The sequence below is a fragment of the Pseudomonas sp. PA-7-1E genome (genome assembly GCF_021605325.1).
GTDB classification, from domain to species: Bacteria; Pseudomonadota; Gammaproteobacteria; order Pseudomonadales; family Pseudomonadaceae; genus Aquipseudomonas; species Aquipseudomonas fluorescens_BV.
The window spans coordinates 19857-46607 of the sequence record NZ_WKFA01000044.1 but is presented as its reverse complement, the minus strand read 5'-3'; the positions used below and the strand labels follow the sequence as shown (position 1 = coordinate 46607).

Sequence of the window (26751 nt, the reverse complement as noted above, 5' to 3'; positions counted from 1 at the left end):
GTCATGGCAGGCAAGCCAGCGCCCACAGTTTGACTGATGGGGGTCAGGTGAATGTCAGTGGCTGGGCTGGCGTCATGCAGGCAAGCCAGCTCCCACAGTTTGACTGATGGGGGTCAGGTGAATATCAGTGGCTGGGCTGGCGTCATCGCAGGCAAGCCAACTCCCACAGTTTGACTGATGGGGGTAAGGTGAATATCAGTGGCTGGACTGACGTCATCGCAGGCAAGCCAGCTCCCACAGTTTGACTGATGGGGGTCAGGTGAATGTCAGTGGCTGGGCTGGCGTCATGCAGGCAAGCCAGCTCCCACAGTTTGACGGATGGGGGTCAGGTGAATCTCAGTGGCTGGACTGACGTCATCGCAGGCAAGCCAGCTCCCACAGTTTGACCGATGAGGGTCAGGTGAATGTCAGTGGCTGGGCTGGCGTCATGCAGGCAAGTCGGCTCCCCCAGTTGATCGGAGGGCATCGAGCAGTTGGGGGGAACCTGTCGGCGATTCTGGCCTCCTAGTTAGCACCACGGCCGGTGATTCAAACGGCCGTTTCCAGGTTATTGCCCTCGCAAACGACCTAACGCATTTGCGCCCTTGAGCGCCTGCCAGCGCTCGGGTAATGTCACTAGACCCACAGGACAGAGCACGCCCATGACTTCCAAGCTGGAACAACTCAAGCAATTCACCACCGTCGTAGCCGATACCGGCGATTTTTCCACTCTCGCCAAGCTCAAGCCACAAGACGCTACCACCAACCCTTCCCTGCTGCTCAAGGCTGCGTCGATCCCTGGCTATGCCAAGCTGCTGGATGAGTGCGTGCAGGACTGCAACGGCGATGTGGGCCTGGCCAGTGACCGCTTTGCGGTGGCGGTGGGTCAAGAAATTCTCAAAGTAGTGCCGGGCCGTATTTCCACTGAGGTGGATGCGCGTCTGTCATTTGACGAGGCCGCCATTCTCAAGCGTGCGCATCGTCTGATCGACCTGTACGACAAAGCCGGCGTTAGCCGCGATCGCGTGCTGATCAAGATCGCCTCCACCTGGGAAGGCATCCGTGCCGCCGAGAAGCTGGAAAAAGAAGGCATCCAGACCAACCTGACGCTGCTGTTCTCCTTCGCCCAGGCCGTTGCCTGTGCGGAAGCGGGTGTGTTTCTGATTTCGCCGTTCGTGGGCCGTATCTACGACTGGTACAAGAAGGCCAACGGCAACGACTACACCGGTTCCGATGACCCGGGCGTGCAGTCGGTGACGCGCATCTATAACTACTACAAGGCTAACGGCTACAAAACAGTAGTGATGGGTGCGAGCTTCCGTAACCTCAGCCAGATCGAGGAACTGGCCGGTTGTGATCGCCTGACCATCAGCCCGGACCTGTTGGAGAAGCTGGCAGCCGATGAAGGCAAGCTGGAGCGCAAATTGGCGCCAGGCCATGCCGGTGAGGCCCGTGTGCATATGACTGAAGCGCAGTTCCGTTGGGAGTCCAACGAGGACGCGATGGCGACTGAGAAGCTGGCGGAGGGGATTCGTCAGTTTGCTCGGGACCAGGAGAAACTGGAGGCGTTGTTGTCGGCCAAGCTGTAAAGGCAGATAGCGGCAAAAAGGGCGGCACCTGTGAGGGTGTCGCCCTTTTTTGTGCGTCGGTGTCACCGCCGTCCAGTGTGGGAGCTGGCTTGCCTGCGATAGCGGTGGGCCAGCCAACACTTCATCGACTGACACTGCGTAATCGCAGGCAAGCCAGCTCCCACATTGGACTGTGTGTGTTTGGGCAGGGAGGCCGTCAGTGCCGCTCGAGGGCGTTGACGAGGTCGTGGAAGGCTTCGCGGTTGGACTCATTCAAGCCCATCAGGATTTTGTGCGCTTCCAGCACCTTGACCCGCACCACTTCCTCGGACTGGTCCTGGGACGGCAGGTCGGTGAGGCATTCCGGGCACGGGATGGGGCGGTCAACGATGTTGAACACCTGGTCAAAGCCCATGGATTGCAACAGACGGGTGATGTCTTCGTGGGTGGTGACCACGGTCGGCAACAGGCCGACCTTCTGCCGCGACAGAATGGACAATTTGGCCAACAGGCCCAGGGTGGTGCTATCGATGCTGCGCGTTTCGGTCAGGTCGATCACGATCGCCGAGAAGTTCAGCGCAGTGAAGATCCGCTCGATCGTCGCATCCAGGGCCGAACACAAGGTCAGGCGCACTTCACCGACAAACTTCAGGACGAAGGTCCCGTCTTGCTCGGCGAATTGGATTCTTCCGGTACTCATCAAAGATTCCTGCTCAACACCAATAGGGCGATATCATCCGGCATCTCCCCTAGCGTGGCCAATCCAAAAACCTGCCGCAGGCCATCCAGGCTGCCGCCCGCCGACTTGACCTTTTGGGGCAAGGCGGCTTCTTTCTCTTTGAGTGTAGGCTCTGGAAGAAGGTCCAGAATACCGTCGGACATCAGCGTCAGGCTGAAGGTCGGCGGCAGTTCCAGGATGTGGTCTTCGTAGGTGGCTTCGTTAAACAAGCCTACGGGCAGGCCACGCCCTTCCAGGTAGCGCACACTGTCAGGAGTGTACAAAACAGGCATCGGCAGGTGGCCGCCAATGCTGTAGGTCAAAAGACCGGTTTCTTCGTCGATCACGCCGCCGACCATCGTCACGTGCTTGCCCAGCTTGCAGCTGATCAGGCCCCGGTTGATGTGGCCCAGCACCTCGGAGGGGGTGAACTCCGGCAAGGTGCCGTTGCGCTTGGACTCGAACAACAGCCGTGTGGTCATGAACTTCAACAACACGGTAACAAAGGCAGAAGACGCGCCGTGGCCGGAAACGTCGGCCAGGTAGAACGCCACGCGGCGCTCATCGACACGGAAATAGTCGACAAAATCACCCGACAGGTACAACGACGGGATGATCTGGTGGGCAAACTTGAACTCGTCAATCGTCCAGGGGCTGACCGGCAGCATGTTCATCTGCACCTGGCGACCGGCGTTCTGGTCTTCCTGCAGCAGGTTCAGGCTGGCTTCGAGCTCGCGGTTGGCGGTCTCGAGCTTTTCGCGGTAGCGCTGGTTTTCCAGGAGCAGGCGTGCACGGTCGAGGGCGCGGCGCACCGAGTGCTCCAGCACGGCCAGGTCTTCCAGGGGCTTGATCAGGTAATCGGCAGCGCCCAGGCGCAGGGCTTCGACGGCGTCGTTCATGACCCCGGCACCGGACACGACAATCACCGGCGTTTGCGGGGCAAGGTCGGTCACCTGGCGAATCAGCTCCAGGCCGCCCATCTGGGGCATGCGCAGGTCGCAGATCACAAGGTCGGGCTTGTCGCGCTCGAATACCTGGAGACCCTGTTGGCCATTACTGGCCTGCAGGACGCTGAAGCCACTGTCTTCCAAGTAGGCCGCGAGGCTCGCGCGCACTACTTCGTCGTCATCGATAATCAGCAGCGTGGCACTGGTTTTTTGCATGTGGGCAAACGGCGCCAGAATTAGGTTGGCGTAGGCGGCTCGGCAATGGCCGGGCTCACGTACTGGATTCGCTTTCTAGCCTCTCTGCCCTACAAAGCATTGGGATTTGGCCCATGCACAACGGTAAAGCAGAGGTGCCCTTCTAAGGCGCAGACGGTACTCCCATCCGTGAGGGGTTTCAAGCTCATGCCGATGGTCGCCGGGCGTCTTTACACCGCAAATCACCGGGAGTTATAAGAACCCTCACAACCACAACGCAAAGTAAGGATGGATGCTGTGAGCGAACACGAGCGCGACTACGCCGAAAAACGCGATTTCATCCGCATGCGAATAGATGCCGATGTGTCTTTGATCCATGCCGGGCAGGAGATTGCCGGCACCTGCGTGGACCTCTCCAGTTCCGGCATGCAGGTGCAGGCACCTCGCCAGTTCACTGTGGGCGACCTGCTGACCGTGCGCATTGATTCAGAGCACGCCGCGCTCAGGGGTCTTGAGGCGGATACCCAGGTGGTGTGGGCCAAAGCGGTAGGCGATGACCAGCATCTGGGCCTCAAGATTCTGAAAATGCGCTAACGCAACATCCAGCCCCTGCGCAAAGGTGACGCGGTGCGTCACGGGATGCATTCCCACGCGGAGCGTGGGGAACGATCAGCGCGCACAAAAAAGGCGACCTTACAAAGGTCGCCTTTTTCATTTCAAAACGTCACAGCTTAAAAGTCGTCAACGACCTTGCCGTCCTTGACCTTGAACTCGCGGTTCTGCAGGTAAGCGTTACGAATGAAGGTGTACTTGTCGCCGCTGATCAGCTTCTCGCTGTCGAGCAGGCTGGCGCGCACGTCAACGACGTTGAGGCCGAAGGTGCTGTTACGCCAGCCGATATCGTTCATGTAGCGGTACGGTTGGGTGTAGCTGTCGACGTATTTGGACGGCGCATCACGCAAGGTGCTTGGGCCCAGCAACGGGATCATCACGTACGGGCCACTGCCCACGCCCCAGTAGCCGAGGGTCTGGCCGAAGTCTTCGTCGCTGCGCTGCAGCCCCATTTTGGTGCCGACGTCAATAAAGCCCAGTACGCCAAATGTGGTGTTGACCAACAGGCGGGCGGTGTCGACGCCTGCATTGTGCGGCTTGAGTTGCAGCACGTTGTTGGCCAGGTTGCCGACATCACCGATGTTGCGGAAGAAGTTGTGAACGCCGTCCTGCACAAATTGTGGGGTGACGAACTGATAGCCTTGGGCGATTGGCTTGAGGGCATAAGTGTCAACGGTATCGTTGAAGGTGAAGATGGGGCGGTTGACACTTTCCCACGGGTCATCTTCCGAGGCCGCTTGGGCAGCGAAAGGTGCCAACAGGATGGTGGCACACACCGATAGCTGAGCGAAGTACTGGCTCCAGCGCATAGCTTTTGCTCCTTGAATGGTCTGTCATGGGCGCTATGCCCTGAATAAGGCTGTCAGTATATGACGGAAGTGTCGATTTAGGCAGCTACCTAGAATCGTCTTAGGGAAAATGCACAAAATTCCTACAAATACCGACAGTGTCATCCCCTTGTCATGCCGCCCCGATAGCGTGGCAGCTATTTCAGGGACGCTCAGATGCCACACGCCGAGATTGCCGTCGCCGCCGCCCCCTCATTGACCGCCGTGTTATTTGGCCTGAGTGGCTGCCTGGTGGATTTTGGTTCCCTGGCGCGCACCGACTCACCTTGCGCCGACGCCGAGGCCACGCCAGGCGCATTGAAAATCCTGCGCAGTCTCAAAGAACAAGGCGTGCCCTGCGCCTGGCTGGACGAACTGCCTCCCGCCGTGACCGCGCCACTCTGCGCCGGCCTGCCTGGCTGGCTCAAGGCCGCCTCGCCCTCCTCCATTCGCTGGCCTGCGCCCCACGCCTGCTGGCAAGCGCTGATGGAGTTGAACATCGAACGTCTGGAAGGCTGCGTACTGGTCAGCGGCGAGCCGCGTCTGCTGCAATCGGGCCTGAATGCCGGTTTGTGGACCATCGGCCTGGCCTCCTGCGGTTCGCTCTGCGGCCTGTCGCCCCGGCAATGGCAGGCGCTGACCGAGCAGCAACGCGAACACAAGCGCGGCAAGGCCACGGTGGCGCTCTATGGCCTGGGCGTGCACTCGGTGATCGACCATCTCGGCGAACTCGGCACCTGCCTGGCCGACATCCGCCTGCGCCAGCTCAAGGGCGAGAAGCCCTGATCGAGATCATACACAGTTGGCCCCAGTGGATTAATCTACAGGTCAGCCCGTAGACCTTTCGCCGTGCGCCGTGGTCTATGCCAGTGCCTATCGATAAAAGGAAAGAACGTCATGCCTGATCGCGAGAAGTTACAACAGCAGGCCGATATTGTGCGTGAGCAACTGGAGAACCATCCCGAGTTGCCCGCCGAGAAACGTCAAGCATTGGAAGAGTTGATCGCCAAGTTCGAAGTCCAGTTGAAAATGGAACCGGCCACCCAGACGCCCAGCATCGCTGACGATGTGAACCGGGCAGTGGAAGGTTTTGAACTGGACCATCCAGGCATTGCCGGGACGTTGCGCAATATCGTGCTGACCCTTGGCAATATCGGCATCTAACACGAGCCCAAGCCAAACACAAAACCAAATGTGGGAGCTGGCTTGCCGGCGATAGCGGTGTATCAGTCACTTGATGAAGGACTGAAAGATCGCAATCGCAGGCAACCCAGCTCCCACAGTTTTTTGTATGAAGGCTTACTGACGCGCCAGCCGCACGTTCAGGAACTGGGTATTTTCAGTGCTGCGATACGGATTGATATCCAACCCACCCCGACGCACATACCGTGCATACACGGTCAACTTCTCCGGCTTGAGCAAGCGCTGCAAGTCCAGGAAGATCCGCTCCACACACTGTTCATGAAAGTCCGAATGCTGGCGAAAGCTGACGATATATTCCAGCAGGCTGGCGTGATCCAGCGCCGCACCACGGTATTCCACCACTACGCTGCCCCAGTCAGGCTGGCTGGTCACCGGGCAGTTGGATTTGAGCAGGTGGCTGTGCACGCTCTCCTCCACCACGCGCGAATCATCGCAACGCAGCAGTTCCGGGCGTGGGTGTTCGTAGCTGCTGACGTTGATATCCAGGCCGTCAATGCACACGCCCGGCAACGCCATCACGCCTTCTGCCTCGATGTCGGCCAGGCTGCGAATGCGCACGCTCACTGGCTTGCCGGCCGCAGAGCTGAGGTCGGTGCGCAAGGTGGCTTCAAGGCTTTGCGTATCGGCAAACGCGGTCTGGTTCAGCGAGTTGAGGTACAGCTTGAACGACTTGGACTCGATGATGTTCGGCGAGTCGGCCGGAATGCTGAACTCACCGATGGCCACCACCGGCTTGCCCGAGGGCAACAACCAGGACAGTTCGAAGCAGTTCCAGAAGTCCACGCCCTTGTAAGGCAGGGTCTCGGCGCTCAGGCCCAGCTCGGCCCACTTGGCGGCGCGTGGAATCGGAAACAGCAACGAAGGCGTATAGGTGCTGATGTATTCACTGGACTTGCCCAGCGGCGAATGTTCGGCTGCGGGATGCATGGCGGAAACCTGGCTAAATAAACCGCGCCAGTCTACCAGCCTTTGCTCGCCCCCTTAACAAACGCCTCACTCAACGGTCAGTTTGCCGACCATGCCCGCCTGGTAATGCCCGGGCAGGTTGCAGGCGAACTCAAGGCCTGTGGCCTGCTTGAACGTCCAGGTCAGCTCGGCCGTCTTGCCCGGCTCCACCAACACACTGTTGGGATCGTCGTGCTTCATGCCGCCCATGTCGCCGTGGCCCATGGCGCTGTGATCCATCTTGCCCATGCCGGTGGCGGTGAGCATGCCACTGGCTTGCATCTGCAACATCTCTTTCTGGTGGGCGGCATGCATGGCCGCGTTACCCAGGTTGAACTCATGCAGCAGCTGGCCTTTGTTGACCAGCAGAAAGCGCACGGTTTCACCGGCTTTTACGTCCAGGGACTTGGGCTCAAAGGCAATGTCCCGCAGCGTGACTTCAACGGTGCGCGTGGCTTTATCCGCCGGGGCCGGCTGGCCGAACGCGTAGGTGTGAGTCGCATCTGCCAGGGCATTGAAACTCAACGCCAGCAGGCAGCCTGCCAATAACAGAGGTGTACGCAACGCCATCTTTCACTCTCCAAAATAGGTATCCAGCTTGGGCAACACTTTAAGATGGCCTCGCTGCCAGCCAGCTGACTGCTAGATTACAACTTTGTCAGCTTGCGCCCATCCCCTGACGAGCACGGTATAAAGCCCAATGTTTTTTGTAGGAGCGAGCTTGCTCGCGAAGGGCTTAAGCACAACGCGTCAAGCCTGACAGCCCGCGTTACCGTTGGCGTTTTTCGCGAGCAAGCTCGCTCCTACATAGCCCCTATCAAGAGCCCGATATGAAACTGCTGATCGTCGAAGACCAACCCAAAACCGGTCACTACCTACGCCAGGGCCTGGCCGAAGCAGGCTTTACCACCGAACTGGTGGCCGACGGCACCAGTGGCCAGCACTTGGCGCTGACGGGCGACTATGACTTATTGATCCTCGATGTGATGCTGCCCGGCCGCGATGGCTGGCAAATCCTGCAGGCGGTGCGCAGTGCCGGCCTGGACATCCCGGTGCTGTTCCTCACCGCTCGCGATGCCGTAGAAGACCGAGTACATGGTCTGGAGCTGGGCGCCGACGATTACCTGGTCAAGCCCTTCGCCTTTTCCGAACTGCTGGCGCGGGTGCGCACCTTGTTGCGCCGTGGCAGCAGCACGCCGCAGGAGACCACGCTGCAACTGGCCGACCTGAGCCTGGACTTGATCCGCCGCCGCGTCGAGCGCAGCGGCCAGCGCATCGACCTCACCGCCAAGGAGTTCGCCCTGCTGGAGCTGCTGCTACGCCGCCAGGGCGAAGTGCTGCCCAAGACGCTGATCGCCTCCCAGGTGTGGGACATGAATTTCGACAGCGACACCAACATCATCGAAGTCGCCATTCGCCGCCTGCGCCTGAAAGTCGACGACAATTTCCCCAATAAGCTGATCCACACCGTGCGCGGCATGGGTTACGTGCTGGAGGAACGGTTCACGTGATCAAGCGCCTGTCCCTGACCAGCCGCCTGGCGCTGCTGTTTGCCGCCTGCACGGCGATGGTCTCGTTGATCGCCGGAGTGTTGTTCAACCGGGCCAGCGAGGCGCACTTCATGGAGCTGGACCAGCAACAGCTCGAAAGCAAACTGGTGGCCCTGCGCAGCACCTTGCAGGGTGTCGCCTCACCGAAAGACCTCGCCCGGCGAACCCCTCAACTGCGCGCCGAACTCGATCACCAGCCCGACCTCGCCTTGCGCATCACCGGGGCGGGGCAACGTTGGCTGGACGGCGCACCACACCTTCCCTTGCCCCAAGCACCCGGCCTGCACAGCCTGCAATACGCAGGCACCGACTATCGCGTATTCATCGCGCCCTTGACGCCCAGCCAACTGGATTCGCCACAACTGACCCTGATCCTCGACATCACCCACCACCAGCACTTTCTGCAACGCATGCAACGCTTGATCTGGCTGACCGTCGGCCTCTCGGCCCTGGCCACTGCCTTGCTCGGCGCCTGGGCTGCACGCAGTGGCTTGCGACCACTGCGGCGCATGGGCGAAGTGGCTGCCAGCGTCTCCGCCCACTCCCTGACGCAACGCTTACCCCAAGCGCAAATGCCGGTGGAGCTGGCGGAGCTCGCCCAGGCCGTCAACGCCATGCTGGCCCGCCTCGATGATGCGTTCCAGCGCCTGTCCGCCTTCAGCGCAGATATCGCCCACGAACTGCGCACGCCGCTGTCCAACCTGCTGACCCAGACCCAGGTCATCCTCACCCAGCCGCGCCCGCTGGAGGATTACCGCGAGGCGCTGCACAGCAACCTGGAAGAGCTGCAATGGATGGCGCAACTGGTCAACGACATGCTTTACCTGGCCAAAGCTGACCACGGCTTGCTGATGCCCAGCCGAGAAGCTCTGGATTTGGGCGATGAGGTCGACGCACTGTTGGAGTTCTTTACCCTGCTGGCGGAGGACGCACAGGTGACGCTGGTGCGCGAAGGCACCGCCCAGACGATGGGCGATCGCGGTATGTTGCGTCGGGCCTTGTCGAATCTGCTGGATAACGCGCTGCGGTTTACCCCACCGGGCGGTGAAGTGCGGGTGCGGATCGAGAGTGGCGTGACACTGACGGTTGAGAACAGCGGGGAAGGCATTCCTGCGTCGTTACTGCCGAGGCTGTTTGACCGGTTCTACCGAGCCGACCCGTCGAGGCGCGCAGGCAGCAGTGAACATGCGGGGCTGGGGTTGGCGATTACCCAGTCGATTGTACGCGCGCATGGCGGGAGGATTTATTGTGAGTCGCAGGCGGGCTGGACAAGGTTTGTGATCAAGTTGCCCAATGGCGACTGCTGATCGTTCCCACGCTCTGCATGGGAATGCATTCAGGGACGCTCTGCGTCCCAACAGCGGACGCGGAGCGTCCGGTGAGGCGTTCCCACGCAGAGCGTGGGAACGAGCAGGTTACGAATACCTGAGGGCGTGCGCCGGCTCAATCTTCGCCGCCCGATACGCTGGGTAAATCGTCGCCAAGAAGCTCAACACAAACCCCGCCGAGCAAATCAGCAACACATCCCCACCTTGCAGCTCCGAAGGCAGGTTGCTGACAAAGTACACATCCGAGCTGAAGATATGCTGCCCGCTCACCCGCTCCAGCCAGCCCACCAGCTCACTCACGTTCAGCGCCGCAATCACCCCCAGCACGCCGCCGATCAAGGTGCCGACCACGCCAATCACGGTACCCTGCACCATGAAGATCGCCATAATCTGCCGAGGTGTGGCGCCGATGGTACGCAGGATGGCGATGTCCGCGCCCTTGTCGTTCACCACCATGATCAAGGTGGCGATGATGTTGAACGCGGCCACGGCGACGATCATCAGCAGCAGCAGGCCGATCATGGTCTTTTCCATTTTCATCGCGCTGAACAGGCTGCCCTGGGTGTGGGTCCAGTCATCCGCCTTGTAAGCCGCGCCCAGGCTGGCGGCGATATCTGCCGAGACTTTGGGCGCTGCATACAGGTCCTTCACCGCCAGGCGCACGCTTTGCACCTGGTTGGGCTGCCAATGCTGGATTTCAGCGGCATCGGCCATGTGGATCAGGGCCATGGAGCCATCCAGTTCGGCGCCGACCTTGAAGATGCCCACCACATTCAGGCGCTGCATGCGCGGGGTGATACCGCCCGGGGCGCTGCTGAGCTCCGGCACGATCAGGGTCAGCTTGTCGCCCACGTTCAGGCGAAAACGCCGCGCAGTGATATCACCGACCACCACACCGAACTCGCCAGGTTTGAGGTCGTCGAGTTTGCCGCGCACGATGTGCTGGGCCACGATCGACACCTTGCCTTCCTGGGCCGGGTCGACGCCGCTGATCTCGATGGGCTGCATCGCGCCCTTATAGGAAAACATGCCATCCATCTGGGTGAAGGGCACAGCGGCGGTGACTTGCGGATTCTTCATCGCGGCCGCTGCCACCGGCTGCCAATCATCAATCGGCTTTACGCCGACGATGGTGGCGTGGGGCACCATGCCGAGGATGCGTGAGCTCATTTCACGCTGAAAGCCGTTCATCACCGAAAGCACTACGATCATCGCCAGTACGCCCAGGGCGAGGCCGATCATCGAGGTCATCGAGATAAACGAGACAAAACGGTTACGGCGCTTGGCGCGGGTATAGCGCGTGCCGATGAAAATCGATAACGGTCTGAACATTCGCGGGCACCGTTGGAAAAATGAAAAAGCCCGGCCTCAAAAAACCGGGCTTGCAACAGGTCAGATAGCGACCAGATGACCTTCCTGCAAATGCAGTACGCGGTCCATCTGCCGGGCCATGCTCATGTCATGGGTCACCACCAGGAACGCGGTGCGCATCTGGGTGCTCAGCTCCAGCATCAAGTCCTTGATGCCCTGGGCGGTGTGGGAGTCGAGGTTGCCGGTCGGCTCGTCGAGCATCACCAGGCCAGGGTTGTTCACCAGGGCGCGGGCAATCGCCACACGCTGGCGCTCACCACCGGACAGTTCGGCCGGCTTGTGCTCCAGGCGATGGCCGAGGCCCACACGCTCCAGCAAGGCCGTGGCCCGTTGGCGCGCTTCGGGAATCGCGGTCTTGCCGATCAACAGCGGCATGCACACGTTTTCCAGGGCGGTGAATTCCGGCAGCAAGTGATGGAACTGGTACACAAAGCCCAACGAGCGGTTACGCAGTTGGCCACGGGCCTTTTCATTCAAGGCCGAGAGTTCTTCACCGGCCAGCCATACGCTGCCCTGGGACGGCGTATCGAGGCCGCCCAGCAGGTTGAGCAACGTACTCTTGCCGGAACCGGAACTGCCGACGATCGCCACACGCTCGCCAGGGTGCAGTTCAAGCTGCAGGTTGGACAGCACCACCACCGACTCCGGGCCTTCCTCGTAGGATTTGCCCAGGTTGCGGCAGCTCAGGATTGCTTTTTCACTCATGCCCGATTCACTCATAACGTAATGCCTGTGCTGGCTGGGTACGTGCCGCGCGCCAGGCTGGATACAGGGTGGCAAGGAAGCTCAGGACCAACGCAGCGCCGCCCACCATCAGCACGTCCTGGGTTTGCACCTGGGACGGCAAGTAATCGATGAAGTAGACGTCGGCGTTGAGAAACTTGTGGCCGATCACCTTTTCAAGCAGGGCGATGGCGGCGCTGACGTTCAGCGCGGCCAAAATGCCCACCGCCGTGCCGATCAAGGTGCCAACCACGCCGATCACGGTGCCCTGCACCATGAAGATCGCCATGATCTGCCCCGGCGTGGCGCCCAACGTACGCAGGATGGCGATGTCGCCCTTCTTGTCGTTCACCACCATCACCAGCGTGGAGATGATGTTGAAGGCCGCCACGGCGACGATCAGCAACAACAACAGGCCGATCATGGCTTTTTCCATGCGGATGGCCTGGTACAGGTTGCCGTGGGTGCGGGTCCAGTCGCGAGCGTAGTACTCGGTTTCACCCAGGTGCTGGGCAATTTCCCAGGCGCCGCGCGGCGCATCGAACAGGTCGTTGAATTTCAGGCGCAGGCCCTGCACCTGGTCGGGCTGCCAGCGATGCAGGCGGGCCAGGTCGGTGAGATTGGTCAGACCGATGTAACCGTCGATCTCGCCAGCGCCGACGTGGAAGGTGCCCACCACGGTAAAGCGCTTCATGCGCGGGAACATGCCGGCCGGGGTCACGGTGACTTCCGGGGCGACGAAGGTCAGCTTGTCGCCAACCCCCACGCCCAGCTTGGCCGCGGCCTTGTCACCGATGACGATGCCAAAGCTGCCCGGCGACAGCTCGTCGAGCTTACCTTGCAGCATGAACTTGTCGATGATCGAGACGTTGCGCTCCTGGGCCGGGTCGATGCCGTTGAGCAGGATCTTCTGCACTTTGCCGTCATTGGTCAGCAACCCCTGCATCTGGGTAAACGGCGCTACCGCCACCACCTTGGGGTTCTGCTGGACCTTGGCGGCCAGGCTTTGCCAGTCGTTGATGGGCGCATCGCCCTCGATGGTCGCGTGGGGCACCATGCCCAGCACGCGGGTGCGCATCTCATGATCGAAGCCATTCATCACTGACAGCACCACGATCATCACGACCACGCCCAGGGCGAGACCGATCATCGAGGTCAAGGAAATGAACGACACAAAATGATTGCGACGCTTTGCACGGGTATAACGCGTGCCGATAAATACGAAGAGAGGTCTGAACATGTCGGGGCTTGTTCGGAGGAAAAGAAGACGTCCCGGTGGCGGGGTCTGGTCAGCAGCTTTACACTCAGACCATTACCGTTACCTGGGGTTCGCCATGTCGACATCAGATGAAGAAGAGCGCCGCGAATACTACCGTATCGACGACATGATCGCACTTCAAATCAAACCCCTGTCGGGCCCCGACGCGGCGAGCAAGGAAGTGTTGCTGGATGATTCACCTCTGTTCAATCTGCTCAGCGAGCTGCACTTGAGCGAATTCGAAGCCCAGCACCTGCTGCGCCAGATCAGCGAGAAAGACCGTAGCCTGGCGGCCTTCCTCAAAGTGCAGAACAAACGCCTGGATCTGCTCAGCCAGGTCATGGCTCGCGGTTTGCTGAACGAGGTGGGTGCGCCGCAACCGGTGATCCTCTCCGAGGGCGGCATCGACTTCCAGCACCCGACACCGCTGGCCGCCGACACTCACCTGGCGGTCAAGCTTGTGCTGATGCCCCAGGCGCTCGGCCTGTTGCTGCGCGCGCGGGTGACCCATTGCGACCCCAAGGGCGACGGCTTTGATGTGGGCACGGAGTTCGAGTCCATGACCGATGCCCAACGCCAACTGCTGGCGCGCTATATCCTGCAGAAACAGGCCCAGGAACGCCGCCTGGCGCGAGAACAAAGCGAAGACCTCTGAATGCGTATTCACGACGCCAGCCATCCTGGCGAAAAGGAGCAACTGTGACCCTGATTTACGGCCACCGCGGTGCCAAAGGCGAAGCACCGGAAAATACCCTGACCAGTTTTCAGGAATGTCTCAAACACGGCGTACGTCGTTGCGAACTGGACCTGCACCTGTCCATGGACGGCGAGCTGATGGTCATCCACGACCCGACCCTCAAGCGCACCACCGACCGGCGCGGCAAGGTCGTCGAGTACTCGGCGGCTGATTTGGTCAAGATGGACGCGCGCAAAGGCGGCCCAGGCTGGGTAAGCCCCTGCCCGATTCCACGCCTGGAGGAGTTGTTCGAACAGTGCGACTTCGATCACTGGCAACTGGAAGTCAAAAGCGCCTCGCGTACCCGTGCCGCCACCACTGTGCTGGCGATTCGCGAAATGGCTGTGCGCTTTGGCTTGATGGACAAGGTCACGGTCACGTCAAGCTCGCGGGAAGTGCTCAAGGCCGCCGTGGAACTCACCCCGGACCTGTCACGCGGGCTGGTCGCCGAATATGCCTGGCTCGACCCGCTGAAGGTCGCGCAGAACTACGGCTGTGAGTATTTGGCATTGAACTGGACGCTGTGCACCCCCGAGCGGCTGGAAAAAGCCCAGCGCCAGGGCTTGCATGTGTCCGTGTGGACAGTCAACGAACCTGCGCTGATGCGCAGGCTCGCCGACTTCGGCGTAGATAGCCTGATTACAGACTTTCCCGGTTTGGCCACTGCCACCCTCGAGAATTACTGAAATCGGTCTCCCCGGCCGGCTCAGGCCACCGGCCGGAGCCGCTCAAAAAAGCCGGTTGAGGCCGTCGTAGGCCGCGACCCGATAGGCTTCGGCCATGGTCGGGTAGTTGAAGGTGGTGTTGACGAAATACTTGAGGGTATTTTGCTCACCTGGCTGGTTCATGATCGCCTGGCCGATGTGCACGATCTCCGAGGCCTGGTAGCCGAAGCAATGCACGCCGAGTACTTCCAGGGTTTCGCGGTGGAACAGGATTTTCAGCATGCCTTGCGGCTCACCGGCAATCTGCGCACGCGCCATGCTCTTGAAGAACGCCTTGCCCACTTCGTAAGGCACCTTGGCCTTGGTCAGTTCGTGCTCGTTCTTGCCGATCGAGCTGATCTCGGGAATCGTGTAGATCCCGGTCGGCACGTCGTTCACGTAGCGCCAGCTGCCATTGTCGACAATGCTGCCAGCGGCCGAGCGGCCCTGGTCATGGGCGGCACTGGCCAGGCTTGGCCAGCCGATCACGTCACCGGCGCCGTAGATGTTCGGCACGCAGGTGCGGTAGTTCTCATCCACTTCGATCTGGCCACGGCTGTTGACCTTGACCCCGATGTTTTCCATGCCCAGCTTGTCGGTGTTGCCGGTACGGCCGTTGCACCACAGCAAGGCGTCGGCCTTGATCTTCTTGCCGGACTTGAGGTGCAGGATCACCCCATTGTCCAGGCCTTCGACCCGCTCGTACTCTTCGTTGTGGCGCACGGTGATGTTGTTGTTGCTGAAGTGGTAGCTCAACGCCTGGGAGATTTCCGAGTCGAGGAAGCTGAGCAACTGGTCGCGGTTGTCCACCAGTTCTACCAGTACACCCAGGCCACTGAAGATCGAGGCGTATTCACAGCCGATCACGCCGGCGCCGTAGATGATCAGTTTGCGTGGGGTGTGGCCCAGGCTCAGGATGGTGTCGCTATCGTAGATACGCGGGTGGTGAAAATCGATGTCCGCCGGGCGATACGGGCGCGAACCGGTGGCGATGATGATGTGCTTGGCCACCAGCTTCTCGACCACGCCATTGGCGCAGACCACTTCGACGGTTTGCTCGTCGGCGAAGCTGCCGGTGCCGAAAAACAGGTCGACGCGGTTACGGGCGTAGTAGCCAGTGCGCGAAGCGACTTGCTTGGAGATGACTTTTTCGGCGCTTTTCAACACGTCCGGGAACGAGAACCAGCGCGGCTCGCCAATGGCCCGGAACATCGGGTTGGTGTTGAACTGCATGATCTGGCGCACGGAGTGACGCAACGCCTTGGACGGGATGGTACCCAGGTGGGTGCAGTTACCGCCGACCTGGCGACGGCTATCGACCATCGCCACCTTGCGCCCTGCTTTGGCAGCGTTCATCGCCGCACCTTCTCCAGCCGGGCCGGAACCCAGTACCACCACGTCATAGTTGTAGACAGCCATGCGTACTCCTCAGAACAGGCCAGGCGTACGGTTGGACGCCAGGCTAAATCATGCCGCGGCCAGCGGTCATGAAGGACAATTTGGCTCAAGTGTGTGAACCGGGGCACAGTCTATAGAAGGCCGAGCGCCGCGAACATTAACCCTTGGTCGCGTCGTAGGCCAGTGTTGCCATACTACAGGACGCACATCAGCGCCGAATTCAGGATGAGCCATTATGCGACAACTATTTTTCTGTTTGATGCTGATGGTGTCGCTCACGGCGCACGCCAACGACGCACAGCGGCTCAAGCAGGCAAGCTTCCCCGCACAGGTCGAGGGGCTGGCCCTGAAAAACCAGGCGGTGTTCAACTATCTCTGGGCGGAGGTGTATGCCGCCGCGCTGTATGCACCCGCTGACCTGCCGGCAAAGCAGGCCTGGGACCAGCAGAAGGCTGTGCGCCTGGCGCTGTATTACTTTCGCGACATTGACCGCGATGATGTGATCAAGGCGGCCACCGTCACCTTGGAGCGCCAGCAAGCCAATGCCGGGTTGAACCCAGAGATAGCCAAGCTGCACGCGCGCTTTCGGGATATTCGCAGCGGTGATCGCTACGCCCTGGATTTTCGTCCGGGGCGCGGGTTGAATCTGGAGATTAATGGGCAGGTGGTGTTCAGCAGCCCAGACGCAGAATTAGCGAAGGCCTACCTGGGTATCTGGCTGGCGGCCAATGGGCTGTCGGACAGTTTGCGCAACACGCTACTCAAGTGATGGCCGCGTTGACGGCTCCATCGTCATCGCAGGCAAGCCAGCTCCCACAGATAAATGCATTTCAACTGTGGGAGCTGGCTTGCCTGCGATAAGGCCCTCCCAGACACCACAAAACCCACAGGCATAAAAAAGCCCCGAACCAGTCGGGGCTTTTTATTCAGCGCAAAGGCTTAGCGCGGAAACGCAGGCGGGTTGACCCCAGCCATGTCTTCCATCACGCGAACCACCTGGCAGCTGTAGCCGAACTCGTTGTCGTACCACACATACAGCACAACACGGTTGTCCTGGGTGATGGTCGCTTCGGCGTCCACCACACCGGCGTGGCGCGAGCCGACGAAGTCGGTGGAGACCACTTCCTGAGAATTGACGAAGTCGATCTGCTTATGCAGGTCGGAGTGCAGCGCCATGTAGCGCAGGTACTCGTTCATCTCTTCACGGGTGGCGGCTTTCTCAAGGTTGAGGTTGAGAATGGCCATCGACACGTTCGGCGTCGGTACACGGATGGCGTTACCGGTCAGCTTGCCAGCCAGCTCAGGCAGGGCCTTGGCAGCAGCGGTGGCAGCACCGGTCTCGGTGATCACCATGTTCAACGCGGCGCTACGGCCACGGCGATCGCCCTTGTGGAAGTTGTCGATCAGGTTCTGGTCGTTGGTATACGAGTGAACGGTTTCAACGTGGCCGTTAACGATGCCGAACTTGTCATTCACAGCCTTGAGCACCGGCACGATGGCGTTGGTGGTGCAGGAAGCGGCGGACACGATCTTGTCGTCAGCGGTGATTTCAGCGTGGTTGATGCCGTGCACGATGTTCTTGAGCTTGCCTTTGCCAGGCGCGGTCAGCACAACGCGGTCGACACCCGGGCAAGCCAGGTGCTGGCCCAGGCCCTCGGCATCGCGCCATACGCCGGTGTTGTCCACCAACAGGGCGTTCTGAATGCCGTACTGGGTGTAATCCACCTCGGTCGGGTTCTTCGCGTAGATCACCTGGATCAGGTTACCGTTGGCGGTGATGGTGTTGTTTTCTTCGTCAATGGTGATGGTGCCATTGAACGAGCCGTGTACCGAATCGCGACGCAGCAGGCTGGCGCGCTTGGTCAGGTCGTTCTCGGCGCCTTTGCGCACCACGATGGCACGCAGGCGCAGGCCGTCGCCACCACCGGTTTTCTCGATCAGGATGCGCGCCAGCAGGCGGCCGATACGGCCAAAGCCGTACAACACCACGTCGGTGCCTTTGCGGGCGGCAGCGTTTTGCTGGCCAACCACATCGGCCATTTCTTCACGTACGAACTGCTCGGCAGTGCGGCCGGCGCCTTCTTTACGGAATTTGTAGGCCAACTTGCCCAGGTCTACCGAAGCCGCGCCGAGCTTGAGCTCGCTCATGGCTTTGAGCAGTGGGAATGTTTCGTGGACGGAGAGTTCGCTGTCGTCGGCGGAGCGATGGCGCGCAAAGCGGTGGGCTTTGAGAATCGCGATGACAGACTGGTTGATCAGGCTGCGGCCATAGATCGAGCTCACCACATTGTTATTGCGGTACAGCTGGCCGATAAGCGGAATCATCGCTTCTGCGAGTGCTTCACGGTCGATCCATTCACCAAGACACTGGTCGGGCTTCTGAGTCACGGGAACCTTCCACATGTAGGGGCAGAAAAAAGGGGCTACATTATGTCGCCCGACTGAGCGTTGAGCAATGCGCGAAGGGCAACAAAAAGCCCTTGCAAAAAAATACCACCGCGCTACAGCCCAGGAAACACGCGGGTTCCAGAAGGCCACTAGTTTGGCGAGTAGGCCGACTTGTCCGTAACTCTCCTAAACATTCGCGCTTTTTGGCACTACATATTGAGTCAAAACCCGCCATTGTTTGTCTTAGCCACTACATTTCCTGCAAACCGTAATAGGCACAGTCAGCAACTGACAGGCGGCACCTGGGGCCGTTACAATTACTGACTTTGTCGCAACGCTTGGAGCTCAACCTTCCGTGCCCGTTCTGCGTCTACCGCTACTCCCTGCCGCGGCAGGTAAACAGCACTGGGGCAACCTGCCCGGTGCCGCCCTGAGCCTGGCCATTGCCGAGGCTGCCAGCGCAGCCAAGCGCTTTACCCTGCTGCTCACCGCCGACAGCCAAAGTGCCGAACGGTTGGAGCAGGAGCTGAGCTTCTTCGCCCCGGATTTGCCGGTGCTGCATTTTCCCGACTGGGAAACCCTGCCCTACGACCTGTTCTCGCCGCACCAGGACATCATCTCCCAGCGCATCGCCAGCCTGTACCGCTTGCCCGAACTGGCCCACGGCGTGCTGGTGGTGCCGATCACCACCGCCCTGCACCGCCTGGCACCGACCAAGTTCCTGCTCGGCAGCAGCCTGGTGCTGGACGTGGGCCAGAAGCTCGACGTCGAGCAGATGCGCACGCGCCTGGAAGCCAGCGGCTACCGCTGCGTCGACACGGTGTACGAGCACGGTGAGTTCGCGGTGCGCGGCGCCTTGATCGACCTGTTCCCGATGGGCAGCAAGTTGCCGTACCGCATCGACCTGTTCGATGACGAGATCGAGACGCTGCGCACCTTCGACCCGGAGAACCAGCGTTCCATCGACAAGGTCGACTCGATCAAGCTGCTGCCGGCGCGGGAATTCCCGTTGCAAAAAGACGCGGTAACACGCTTCAAGGCGCGCTTTCGTGAGCGCTTCGATGTGGACTTCCGTCGCTGCCCGATCTTCCAGGACTTGAGCAGCGGGATTACACCTGCCGGTATCGAGTACTACCTGCCGTTGTTCTTCGACGAAACCTCCACCCTCTTCGACTACCTGCCGCAGGACACCCAGGTGTTCTCGCTGCCGGGTATCGAACAGGCGGCGGAAAACTTCTGGAACGATGTGCGCAACCGCTACGAAGAACGTCGCGTCGATCCATCCCGGCCTTTATTGCCGCCCGCTGAACTGTTCCTGCCAGTTGAAGACTGCTTCGCGCGCCTGAAAAACTGGCCGCGTGTAGTAGCCAGCCAGCAGGACGTGGACGCCGGCAGTGGCCGCGAGCGTTTCCCGGCGAGCGCGTTGCCCGATTTGGCGATCCAGGCCAAAGCCACGCAACCGCTGGAGGCGCTGTCGAACTTCCTCGGCGACTTCCCGGGCCGCGTGCTGTTTACCGCCGAATCCGCCGGGCGTCGCGAAGTGCTGCTGGAGCTGTTGGAACGCCTGAAGCTGCGGCCGAAAACCGTCGACAGCTGGCCGGATTTTGTCGCCAGCAAAGAGCGCCTGGCAATCACCATCGCGCCGCTGGACGAAGGGCTGCAACTGGATGACCCGGCGCTGGCCTTGATCGCCGAAAGCCCGCTGTTCGGCCAGCGCGTGATGCAGCGCAGGCGCCGGGAAAAACGCGCCGATGCCAACAACGACGCGGTGATCAAGAACCTCACCGAGCTGCGCGAAGGCGCGCCGGTGGTGCATATCGACCACGGTGTAGGCCGCTACCTGGGCTTGCAGACCCTGGAGATCGACAACCAGGCCGCCGAATTCCTCACCATGGAATACGCCGAGGGCGCCAAGCTCTACGTGCCGGTGGCCAACCTGCACCTGATCGCCCGCTACACCGGCAGCGACGACGCCTTGGCGCCGTTGCACCGCCTGGGCTCCGAGACCTGGCAGAAAGCCAAGCGCAAGGCCGCCGAACAGGTGCGCGACGTGGCCGCCGAACTGCTCGACATCTATGCCCGCCGTGCTGCCCGCGAAGGTTATGCCTTCGCCGACCCGAAAGCCGACTACGCCACTTTCAGCGCCGGCTTCGCCTTCGAAGAAACCCCGGACCAGCAAACCACCATCGAAGCGGTGCGCGCCGACATGCTCGCGCCCAAGCCGATGGATCGCCTGGTGTGCGGCGACGTGGGCTTCGGCAAGACCGAAGTGGCCATGCGTGCAGCCTTTATTGCGGTACACGGCGGTCGCCAGGTGGCGATCCTGGTGCCAACCACCCTGCTTGCCCAGCAGCACTACAACAGCTTCCGCGACCGCTTTGCCGACTGGCCGGTGACCGTGGAAGTAATGAGCCGCTTCAAGTCCGCCAAGGAAGTGAATGCCGCCGTCGCCGACCTGGCCGAGGGCAAGATCGACATCGTCATCGGTACTCACAAGCTGCTGTCGGACGATGTGAAGATCAAGAACCTGGGCCTGGTGATCATCGACGAAGAACACCGCTTTGGTGTGCGCCAGAAAGAACAGCTCAAGGCCCTGCGCAGTGAAGTCGATATCCTCACCCTCACCGCCACGCCAATTCCGCGCACGCTGAACATGGCGGTGTCGGGCATGCGCGACCTGTCGATCATCGCCACGCCACCGGCGCGTCGCCTGTCGGTGCGCACCTTCGTGATGGAGCAGAACAAGAGCACGGTCAAGGAAGCCCTGCTGCGCGAACTGCTGCGCGGCGGCCAGGTGTATTACCTGCACAACGATGTGAAAACCATCGAGAAATGCGCCGCCGACCTCGCCGAACTGGTACCTGAGGCCCGTATCGCCATCGGCCACGGGCAGATGCGCGAGCGCGAACTCGAACAGGTGATGAGCGACTTCTACCACAAGCGCTTCAACGTGCTGATCGCCTCGACCATCATTGAGACCGGCATCGACGTGCCGAGCGCCAACACGATCATCATCGAGCGTGCCGACAAGTTCGGCCTGGCGCAGCTGCACCAATTGCGCGGTCGCGTCGGGCGCAGTCACCACCAGGCCTATGCCTACCTGCTCACACCGCCGCGCCAGCAGATCACTTCCGATGCGGAAAAACGCCTGGAAGCGATCGCCAATACCCAGGACCTCGGTGCCGGCTTTGTATTGGCCACCAATGACCTGGAAATCCGGGGTGCCGGTGAATTGCTCGGCGACGGCCAGAGCGGGCAGATCCAGGCGGTGGGTTTCACGCTGTATATGGAGATGCTCGAACGCGCGGTAAAAGCCATCCGCAAAGGCGAACAACCTAACCTCGACCAACCCTTGGGCGGCGGCCCGGAGATCAACCTGCGCTTGCCGGCGTTGATTCCCGAAGACTACCTGCCGGATGTGCATGCACGGTTGATCCTGTACAAGCGCATTGCCTCGGCGGCCGACGAAGAAGGCCTCAAGGACTTGCAGGTAGAGATGATCGACCGTTTCGGCCTGCTGCCTGAACCGACCAAGAACCTGGTGCGCCTGACCCTGCTCAAGTTGCAGGCCGAGCAGTTGGGCATCAAGAAAGTCGACGCAGGGCCGCAAGGCGGGCGTATCGAATTCGAAGCGCAGACGCCGGTCGACCCGTTGGTGCTGATCAAGCTGATCCAGGGCCAGCCCAACCGCTACAAGTTCGAAGGGGCTACGCTGTTCAAGTTCATGGTGCCGATGGAACGCGCCGAAGAACGCTTCAACACTTTGGAGGCGCTGTTTGAACGCCTCATTCCGAAATCCGTTTAAGGACGCCCCCATGCGCGTGTTCCGCATTTTGAGCCTGTTGTTGGTGGTACTCGCACCTTCGGCCTTTGCCGACAGCCTGTATCAGGTGGAAATGATCCTGGTGCGCCAGAATGCAGAGCCGGTGATCAGTAGCCGCGCCGCGCCGGAAAACTGGGATGCCGGAGCGCCGCGCCTGGGTGAGCGGATGAGCCCGCCGCGCCTGGGCAATATCGTCGACAAGCTGCGCGCCGACGCCAACTACACGGTATTGGCCCACAAGGCCTGGGAACAGAACCTTGGCGAGCAAGCGGTGAAGGTGGCGATCACCGACGGCCAGGAGCAATTCGGCCAGTTCCCTATCGAAGGGGTGTTGAGCCTGCAACTGGGGCGCTTTACCGATATCGACGCGGACTTCTGGATCAACCAGTTCGATGGCAACGGCAGCGTGATCGCCAGCGAACACTTGAGCCAGAAAGACGTGCGCACCAAGAACAACCAGCTCAACTACCTGGACGGCGGCCACCTGGCGCTGCTGATCAAGATCACCTCGCTGACCGCCAAGCCACCCAGCGCACCACCGCCCGACCTTCAGGACTGATTGCGCGCCATGCCCCTGACGTCGTCGTTGACCAAACCCCTGGCCCCTTCGTGGGCCAATCGCTTCAAAGAGCAAAGCCTCGAGCGCGGGCGACGCTACGCCCTGGAGAACCGCGTGCGCATCGTCGAGTGCGGCGACAGCACCATCACCGCCAGTTGCGAAGGCTCGGGCGGCAATGTTTACCGCCAGACCATCTCACTGCGCGAATCGGCCAAGGGCCTGCTGATCCTGGTGGACAGCCGCTGCACGTGCCCGGTGCACACCAACTGCAAACACATCGCGGCGGTGCTGCTCAAGGTTCAGGAAACCCTGGCCTACCCGGCAGCGGCCCAGGATGCGCAACTGCTGGAAAAACTCCAGGCCGTGCTCGATAACCGCGTTGTCCTGCCGCAGGTGGTGATGGACGACGTGCAACCGGTGCCACGCCTGTGGCTGGCCAGCGTGGAATTCAGCGCGTTCGAGCCGCGCAACGGCAAGATGCAGCGCTATATCCAGCACCGTGCAGCGTTGTCGTTCAACTACCTGGGCAACTATGTCAGCGGGCAAAAAAATGCTGACATTATTGTGCGCCAGGAGACGCAGAGCCTGCGGATCAAGCGCCATCCCGAGCAAGAACAGGCCTATCGCGAACACCTGCGCCTGCTTGGCTTCAAGATCGCCACGCGCCAGAGCAAGGCCCTGCCGGAAAGCGCCGGCGAGCTCTTCGAAATGGTCAATGACAGTGCCTGGCTGAACTTCACCCTCAATGTGTCGCCCACTTTGCGTGCCGAGGGCTGGGAGCTGCAGATCGATGAAGACTTCGGCTTTGACCTCAGCCCCGTCGATGACTGGTATGCCACGGTCGATGAAGGGCCGGAACGCGATTGGTTTGACCTGGAGCTGGGCATCATCGTTAACGGCGAACGCTTGAGCCTGCTGCCGATCCTGCTGAACCTGATGCGCTCCCACACCGAGATCCTCAACCCGGAGAAACTGGCGCGGCGCCGCGATGAAGAGCTGATCCTAGTGAACATCCCCGGCCTGCCCAACGGCCACGGCCCGCTGCAAGTGGCGCTGCCCTACGGCCGCTTGAAGCCGGTGCTGGCGACCCTCGGCGAGTTTTACCTGCAGGAAGCCGGCACCACCGCGCTGCGCCTGGCCAAGGCCGACGCCATACGCCTCAACCCGCTGGAAGACCTGCCACTGCAATGGGAAGGCGGCGAGAAGATCCGCAACTTCGCCCAGCGCCTGCGTGATATCAAGGATTTCACCTGCGTGGCGCCCGAAGGCCTGAATGCGACCTTGCGCCCCTACCAGTTGGAAGGTCTGAGCTGGATGCAGTCGCTGCGCCAACTCGAGGTGGGCGGGATACTCGCGGATGACATGGGCCTGGGCAAAACCTTGCAGACCCTGGCGCACATCCTCACCGAAAAAAACGCAGGGCGCCTTGATCGGCCGTGCATGGTCGTGATGCCTACCAGCCTGATCCCGAACTGGCTGGATGAAGCCGCGCACTTCACCCCGCAGTTGAGAGTGCAGGCACTTTATGGCGCGGGGCGTAAGAAACATTTCGCCAACCTGAATGACTACGACCTGCTGCTGACCACCTACGCCCTGCTGCCCAAGGACATTGAACAGCTCGCCGCCCTGCCCTTGCACGTCTTGATCCTGGATGAAGCGCAGTACATCAAGAACCCGTCCAGCAAGGCGGCCCAGGCCGCACGCGAGCTGAATGCCCGCCAGCGCCTGTGCCTGAGCGGCACGCCTTTGGAAAACCACTTGGGCGAACTGTGGTCGCTGTTCCACTTCCTGCTGCCGGGCTGGCTGGGCGACGTGAAGAGCTTCAACCGTGATTACCGCGTGCCGATTGAAAAACGTGCCAGCGAGGTGCGATTGCAGCACCTCAACGGTCGGATCAAACCCTTCCTGCTACGCCGCACCAAGGAACAAGTGGCAACCGAACTGCCACCCAAGACCGAAATCATCCACTGGGTCGACCTCAACGAGGCCCAGCGCGACGTGTACGAAACCATGCGCCTGGCCATGGATAAAAAGGTCCGCGACGAGATCACCCGCAAGGGCGTGGCCCGCAGCCAGATCATCATCCTCGAAGCCCTGCTCAAACTGCGCCAGGTGTGCTGCGACTTGCGCCTGGTCAACGACGCCAACCTGCCCGCCCGCGGTAGCAGCTCGGGCAAGCTCGACAGCCTGATGGACATGCTCGACGAGCTGTTTGCCGAAGGCCGCCGGATCCTGCTGTTCTCACAGTTCACCTCGATGCTGAGCCTGATCGAGGCCGAACTGAAAAAGCGCGGCATTGCCTACACCCTGCTGACCGGCCAGACCCGGGATCGACGTACACCGGTGAAGGATTTCCAGAGCGGTAAGTTGCAGATCTTTTTAATCAGCCTGAAGGCCGGCGGCGTCGGCTTGAACCTGACCGAAGCCGACACGGTTATCCACTATGACCCCTGGTGGAACCCGGCCACGGAAAACCAGGCCACCGACCGTGCATACCGCATCGGGCAGGAAAAGCCGGTGTTCGTGTACAAGATGATTGCCCGGGGCACGGTGGAGGAGAAAATCCAGCATTTGCAGAAGGAGAAGTCCGATCTGGCTGCGGGCGTGCTGGATGGGCGAACGACGGGGGATTGGCAGTTGGGCAATGACGAGATTGAAGCGTTGTTTGCGCCGTTGCCCAATAAGCAAGAGAAGCGCTGACTGTTAGGCCGCCTTCGCGAGCAAGCCAGCTCCCACACCTGAATGTATTCACAAATCAAAATGTGGGAGCTGGCTTGCCTGCGATGGCCGCGCTTCGGTTTTCAGTCGATCAACTGCGCATCACGCAACGCAGTAAGCGCTGTCAGCCAACGCGGATCCTGTTTGTAATCAGTCGACGCAACCGCCTGCCCACGCATACGCGCAATCCGCGCCGATGGCGTGACCTTCATCCGCTGTGCTGCACTGAGCGCCAGCTCGGCCGCCGCACGGTCATTGCACACCAAGCCCATGTCACAACCAGCGGTCAGCGCCGCTTCGATCCGACTGGCCGCATCGCCGACCACATGGGCGCCGGCCATGGACAGGTCATCGCTGAAGATCACCCCGTCAAACTGCAACTCACCGCGCAGGATGTCCTGCAACCAGCGACGCGAAAAACCAGCAGGCTGGGCATCGACCTGCGGGTAGATGACGTGCGCCGGCATCACGGCGGCTAATTGCTTGCTCAGGCGTGCGAAAGGCACCAGGTCGTTGGCGCGAATCTGCTCCAGGCTGCGCTCGTCATTGGGAATGGCGACGTGGGAATCGGCCTCGGCCCAACCATGGCCAGGGAAGTGCTTGCCGGTGGCGGCCATGCCGGCGCTGTTCATGCCACGGATAAAGGCACCCGCGAGCACGGCAGCGCGCTCGGGGTCGCCTTCGAAAGCACGGGTACCGACCACGGCGCTGCGTTGGTAGTCGAGGTCCAGCACGGGGGCAAAACTCAGGTCCAGGCCCACCGCCAGCACCTCGGTGGCCATGATCCAGCCGCACTGCTCAGCCAGGTATTCAGCGTTGGGGTTATCCGCCAGCGCACGCATGGCCGGCAGGCGCACGAAGCCTTGGCGCAGACGCTGTACGCGGCCGCCTTCCTGATCCACAGCCAGCAGCAGGTCCGGGCGCACTGCGCGAATGGCTGCGCTCAATTCGCGAACCTGACGCGGGTGCTCGATATTGCGCGCAAAAATGATCAGGCCGCCCACTTCCGGTTGGCGCAACAGATGACGATCCTCGGCCGTGAGCCAGGTACCGGCGACGTCGACCATCAAAGAACCTTGCAGGGCAGCAGTCATAAACCTTCCTTAAATAACGCACACAACCCGTGGTCCCTACCAGGCAGGGCAAGGACGACGGGTTGTGAATAAATAGCTGAAATCGGCATGGCGGCTAGCTTAGCGGA

At 60.9% G+C, this 26751-nt stretch carries 23 protein-coding genes; 12 read left to right on the top strand and 11 right to left on the bottom strand.

The genetic code is table 11. The features are described from left to right. The first annotated feature begins 641 nt into the window (after window positions 1-641). A complete protein-coding gene (gene tal / locus GIW79_RS22245) occupies window positions 642-1568 on the top strand; it encodes a transaldolase (protein ID WP_003189693.1) in 927 nt (308 codons plus the stop codon). 196 nt (window positions 1569-1764) lie between these two features. Here tal and rssC read toward each other — a convergent pair whose 3' ends face one another. Both rssC and rssB read right to left on the bottom strand, forming a co-directional pair. Continuing rightward, window positions 1765-2247, bottom strand: coding sequence for an anti-sigma factor antagonist RssC (rssC, locus tag GIW79_RS22240; RefSeq protein ID WP_003172602.1), 483 nt, complete (start codon window positions 2245-2247; stop codon window positions 1765-1767). Further along, complete coding sequence (rssB, locus tag GIW79_RS22235; RefSeq protein ID WP_014717527.1) at window positions 2247-3428, bottom strand: two-component system response regulator RssB; 1182 nt, start codon at window positions 3426-3428, stop codon at window positions 2247-2249. Before rssB ends, rssC begins: the two co-directional genes overlap by 1 nt. Before the next feature lie 276 nt (window positions 3429-3704). On the opposite strand from rssB, the gene GIW79_RS22230 reads away from it, so the two are divergent. Beyond that, window positions 3705-4001, top strand: coding sequence for a PilZ domain-containing protein (locus tag GIW79_RS22230; protein WP_072446768.1), 297 nt, complete (start codon window positions 3705-3707; stop codon window positions 3999-4001). Between the two features lie 137 nt (window positions 4002-4138). On the opposite strand, the gene GIW79_RS22225 is transcribed toward GIW79_RS22230, so the two are convergent. Further along, window positions 4139-4828 carry an MlaA family lipoprotein gene (locus tag GIW79_RS22225; protein WP_003189688.1) on the bottom strand — a complete coding sequence of 230 codons (690 nt, stop codon included), beginning with the start codon at window positions 4826-4828 and terminating at the stop codon, window positions 4139-4141. 195 nt (window positions 4829-5023) lie between these two features. Here GIW79_RS22225 and GIW79_RS22220 point away from each other — a divergent pair, with 195 nt between their 5' ends. Next, a complete protein-coding gene (locus GIW79_RS22220; RefSeq protein ID WP_034126658.1) occupies window positions 5024-5632 on the top strand; it encodes a hypothetical protein in 609 nt (202 codons plus the stop codon). A 111-nt stretch (window positions 5633-5743) separates the two neighbouring features. After that, on the top strand, window positions 5744-6010 hold the full coding sequence (locus GIW79_RS22215) for a DUF4404 family protein (RefSeq protein ID WP_057975699.1): 267 nt from the start codon (window positions 5744-5746) through the stop codon (window positions 6008-6010). A gap of 135 nt (window positions 6011-6145) precedes the next feature. Here the strand turns inward: GIW79_RS22215 and queF are convergent, their stop codons facing one another. Both queF and copI read right to left on the bottom strand, forming a co-directional pair. Next, window positions 6146-6976 (bottom strand): NADPH-dependent 7-cyano-7-deazaguanine reductase QueF, encoded by an 831-nt coding sequence (queF, locus tag GIW79_RS22210; RefSeq protein WP_034126657.1) that lies wholly within the window; start codon window positions 6974-6976, stop codon window positions 6146-6148. 66 nt (window positions 6977-7042) lie between these two features. Further along, on the bottom strand, window positions 7043-7564 hold the full coding sequence (copI, locus tag GIW79_RS22205) for a copper-resistant cuproprotein CopI (RefSeq protein WP_236454390.1): 522 nt from the start codon (window positions 7562-7564) through the stop codon (window positions 7043-7045). Window positions 7565-7824: 260 nt separating this feature from the next. Here copI and GIW79_RS22200 point away from each other — a divergent pair, with 260 nt between their 5' ends. Beyond that, the gene (locus GIW79_RS22200) at window positions 7825-8505 is read left to right on the top strand and encodes a heavy metal response regulator transcription factor (protein ID WP_020302902.1); all 681 of its coding nucleotides are present in this window, start codon (window positions 7825-7827) and stop codon (window positions 8503-8505) included. Further along, window positions 8502-9851, top strand: coding sequence for a heavy metal sensor histidine kinase (locus GIW79_RS22195; protein WP_236454387.1), 1350 nt, complete (start codon window positions 8502-8504; stop codon window positions 9849-9851). The genes GIW79_RS22200 and GIW79_RS22195 overlap by 4 nt, the downstream gene beginning before the upstream one ends. A 108-nt stretch (window positions 9852-9959) precedes the next feature. Here the strand turns inward: GIW79_RS22195 and GIW79_RS22190 are convergent, their stop codons facing one another. Genes GIW79_RS22190 through GIW79_RS22180 form a run of 3 tightly spaced genes read right to left on the bottom strand, consistent with a single transcriptional unit; the run spans window position 9960 to window position 13206 of the window. Next, window positions 9960-11204 (bottom strand): lipoprotein-releasing ABC transporter permease subunit, encoded by a 1245-nt coding sequence (locus GIW79_RS22190; protein WP_072446771.1) that lies wholly within the window; start codon window positions 11202-11204, stop codon window positions 9960-9962. A gap of 60 nt (window positions 11205-11264) precedes the next feature. Beyond that, window positions 11265-11948: a lipoprotein-releasing ABC transporter ATP-binding protein LolD gene (gene lolD / locus GIW79_RS22185; RefSeq protein ID WP_019818240.1), complete on the bottom strand. Its 684-nt coding sequence runs from the start codon at window positions 11946-11948 to the stop codon at window positions 11265-11267. A gap of 7 nt (window positions 11949-11955) precedes the next feature. Next, the gene (locus tag GIW79_RS22180; RefSeq protein WP_034126653.1) at window positions 11956-13206 is read right to left on the bottom strand and encodes a lipoprotein-releasing ABC transporter permease subunit; all 1251 of its coding nucleotides are present in this window, start codon (window positions 13204-13206) and stop codon (window positions 11956-11958) included. 94 nt (window positions 13207-13300) lie between these two features. On the opposite strand from GIW79_RS22180, the gene GIW79_RS22175 reads away from it, so the two are divergent. Continuing rightward, window positions 13301-13879 (top strand): PilZ domain-containing protein, encoded by a 579-nt coding sequence (locus GIW79_RS22175; protein WP_236454385.1) that lies wholly within the window; start codon window positions 13301-13303, stop codon window positions 13877-13879. Window positions 13880-13923: 44 nt separating this feature from the next. Further along, a complete protein-coding gene (locus GIW79_RS22170) occupies window positions 13924-14646 on the top strand; it encodes a glycerophosphodiester phosphodiesterase (RefSeq protein ID WP_014717518.1) in 723 nt (240 codons plus the stop codon). A 42-nt stretch (window positions 14647-14688) separates the two neighbouring features. On the opposite strand, the gene sthA is transcribed toward GIW79_RS22170, so the two are convergent. After that, window positions 14689-16083, bottom strand: coding sequence for a Si-specific NAD(P)(+) transhydrogenase (gene sthA, locus GIW79_RS22165; RefSeq protein ID WP_003189670.1), 1395 nt, complete (start codon window positions 16081-16083; stop codon window positions 14689-14691). A 214-nt stretch (window positions 16084-16297) separates the two neighbouring features. Here sthA and GIW79_RS22160 point away from each other — a divergent pair, with 214 nt between their 5' ends. Continuing rightward, the gene (locus tag GIW79_RS22160; RefSeq protein WP_072446775.1) at window positions 16298-16831 is read left to right on the top strand and encodes a chalcone isomerase family protein; all 534 of its coding nucleotides are present in this window, start codon (window positions 16298-16300) and stop codon (window positions 16829-16831) included. A gap of 170 nt (window positions 16832-17001) precedes the next feature. Here the strand turns inward: GIW79_RS22160 and GIW79_RS22155 are convergent, their stop codons facing one another. Beyond that, window positions 17002-18465, bottom strand: a complete 1464-nt coding sequence (locus GIW79_RS22155) for a glyceraldehyde-3-phosphate dehydrogenase (protein ID WP_032873405.1) — start codon at window positions 18463-18465, stop codon at window positions 17002-17004. A 340-nt stretch (window positions 18466-18805) separates the two neighbouring features. Here GIW79_RS22155 and mfd point away from each other — a divergent pair, with 340 nt between their 5' ends. The 3 genes from mfd to GIW79_RS22140 are packed head-to-tail and all read left to right on the top strand — an operon-like array spanning window position 18806 to window position 25532. Further along, entirely contained in the window at window positions 18806-22255 is a 3450-nt protein-coding gene (mfd, locus tag GIW79_RS22150; protein ID WP_057975694.1) for a transcription-repair coupling factor, read from the top strand. A gap of 10 nt (window positions 22256-22265) precedes the next feature. Further along, complete coding sequence (locus GIW79_RS22145) at window positions 22266-22832, top strand: CsiV family protein (protein ID WP_072446777.1); 567 nt, start codon at window positions 22266-22268, stop codon at window positions 22830-22832. 9 nt (window positions 22833-22841) lie between these two features. After that, on the top strand, window positions 22842-25532 hold the full coding sequence (locus GIW79_RS22140; RefSeq protein ID WP_236454382.1) for a DEAD/DEAH box helicase: 2691 nt from the start codon (window positions 22842-22844) through the stop codon (window positions 25530-25532). 101 nt (window positions 25533-25633) lie between these two features. On the opposite strand, the gene nagZ is transcribed toward GIW79_RS22140, so the two are convergent. Then, the gene (gene nagZ / locus GIW79_RS22135) at window positions 25634-26644 is read right to left on the bottom strand and encodes a beta-N-acetylhexosaminidase (RefSeq protein ID WP_019818244.1); all 1011 of its coding nucleotides are present in this window, start codon (window positions 26642-26644) and stop codon (window positions 25634-25636) included. Between the last annotated feature and the right edge of the window lie 107 nt (window positions 26645-26751).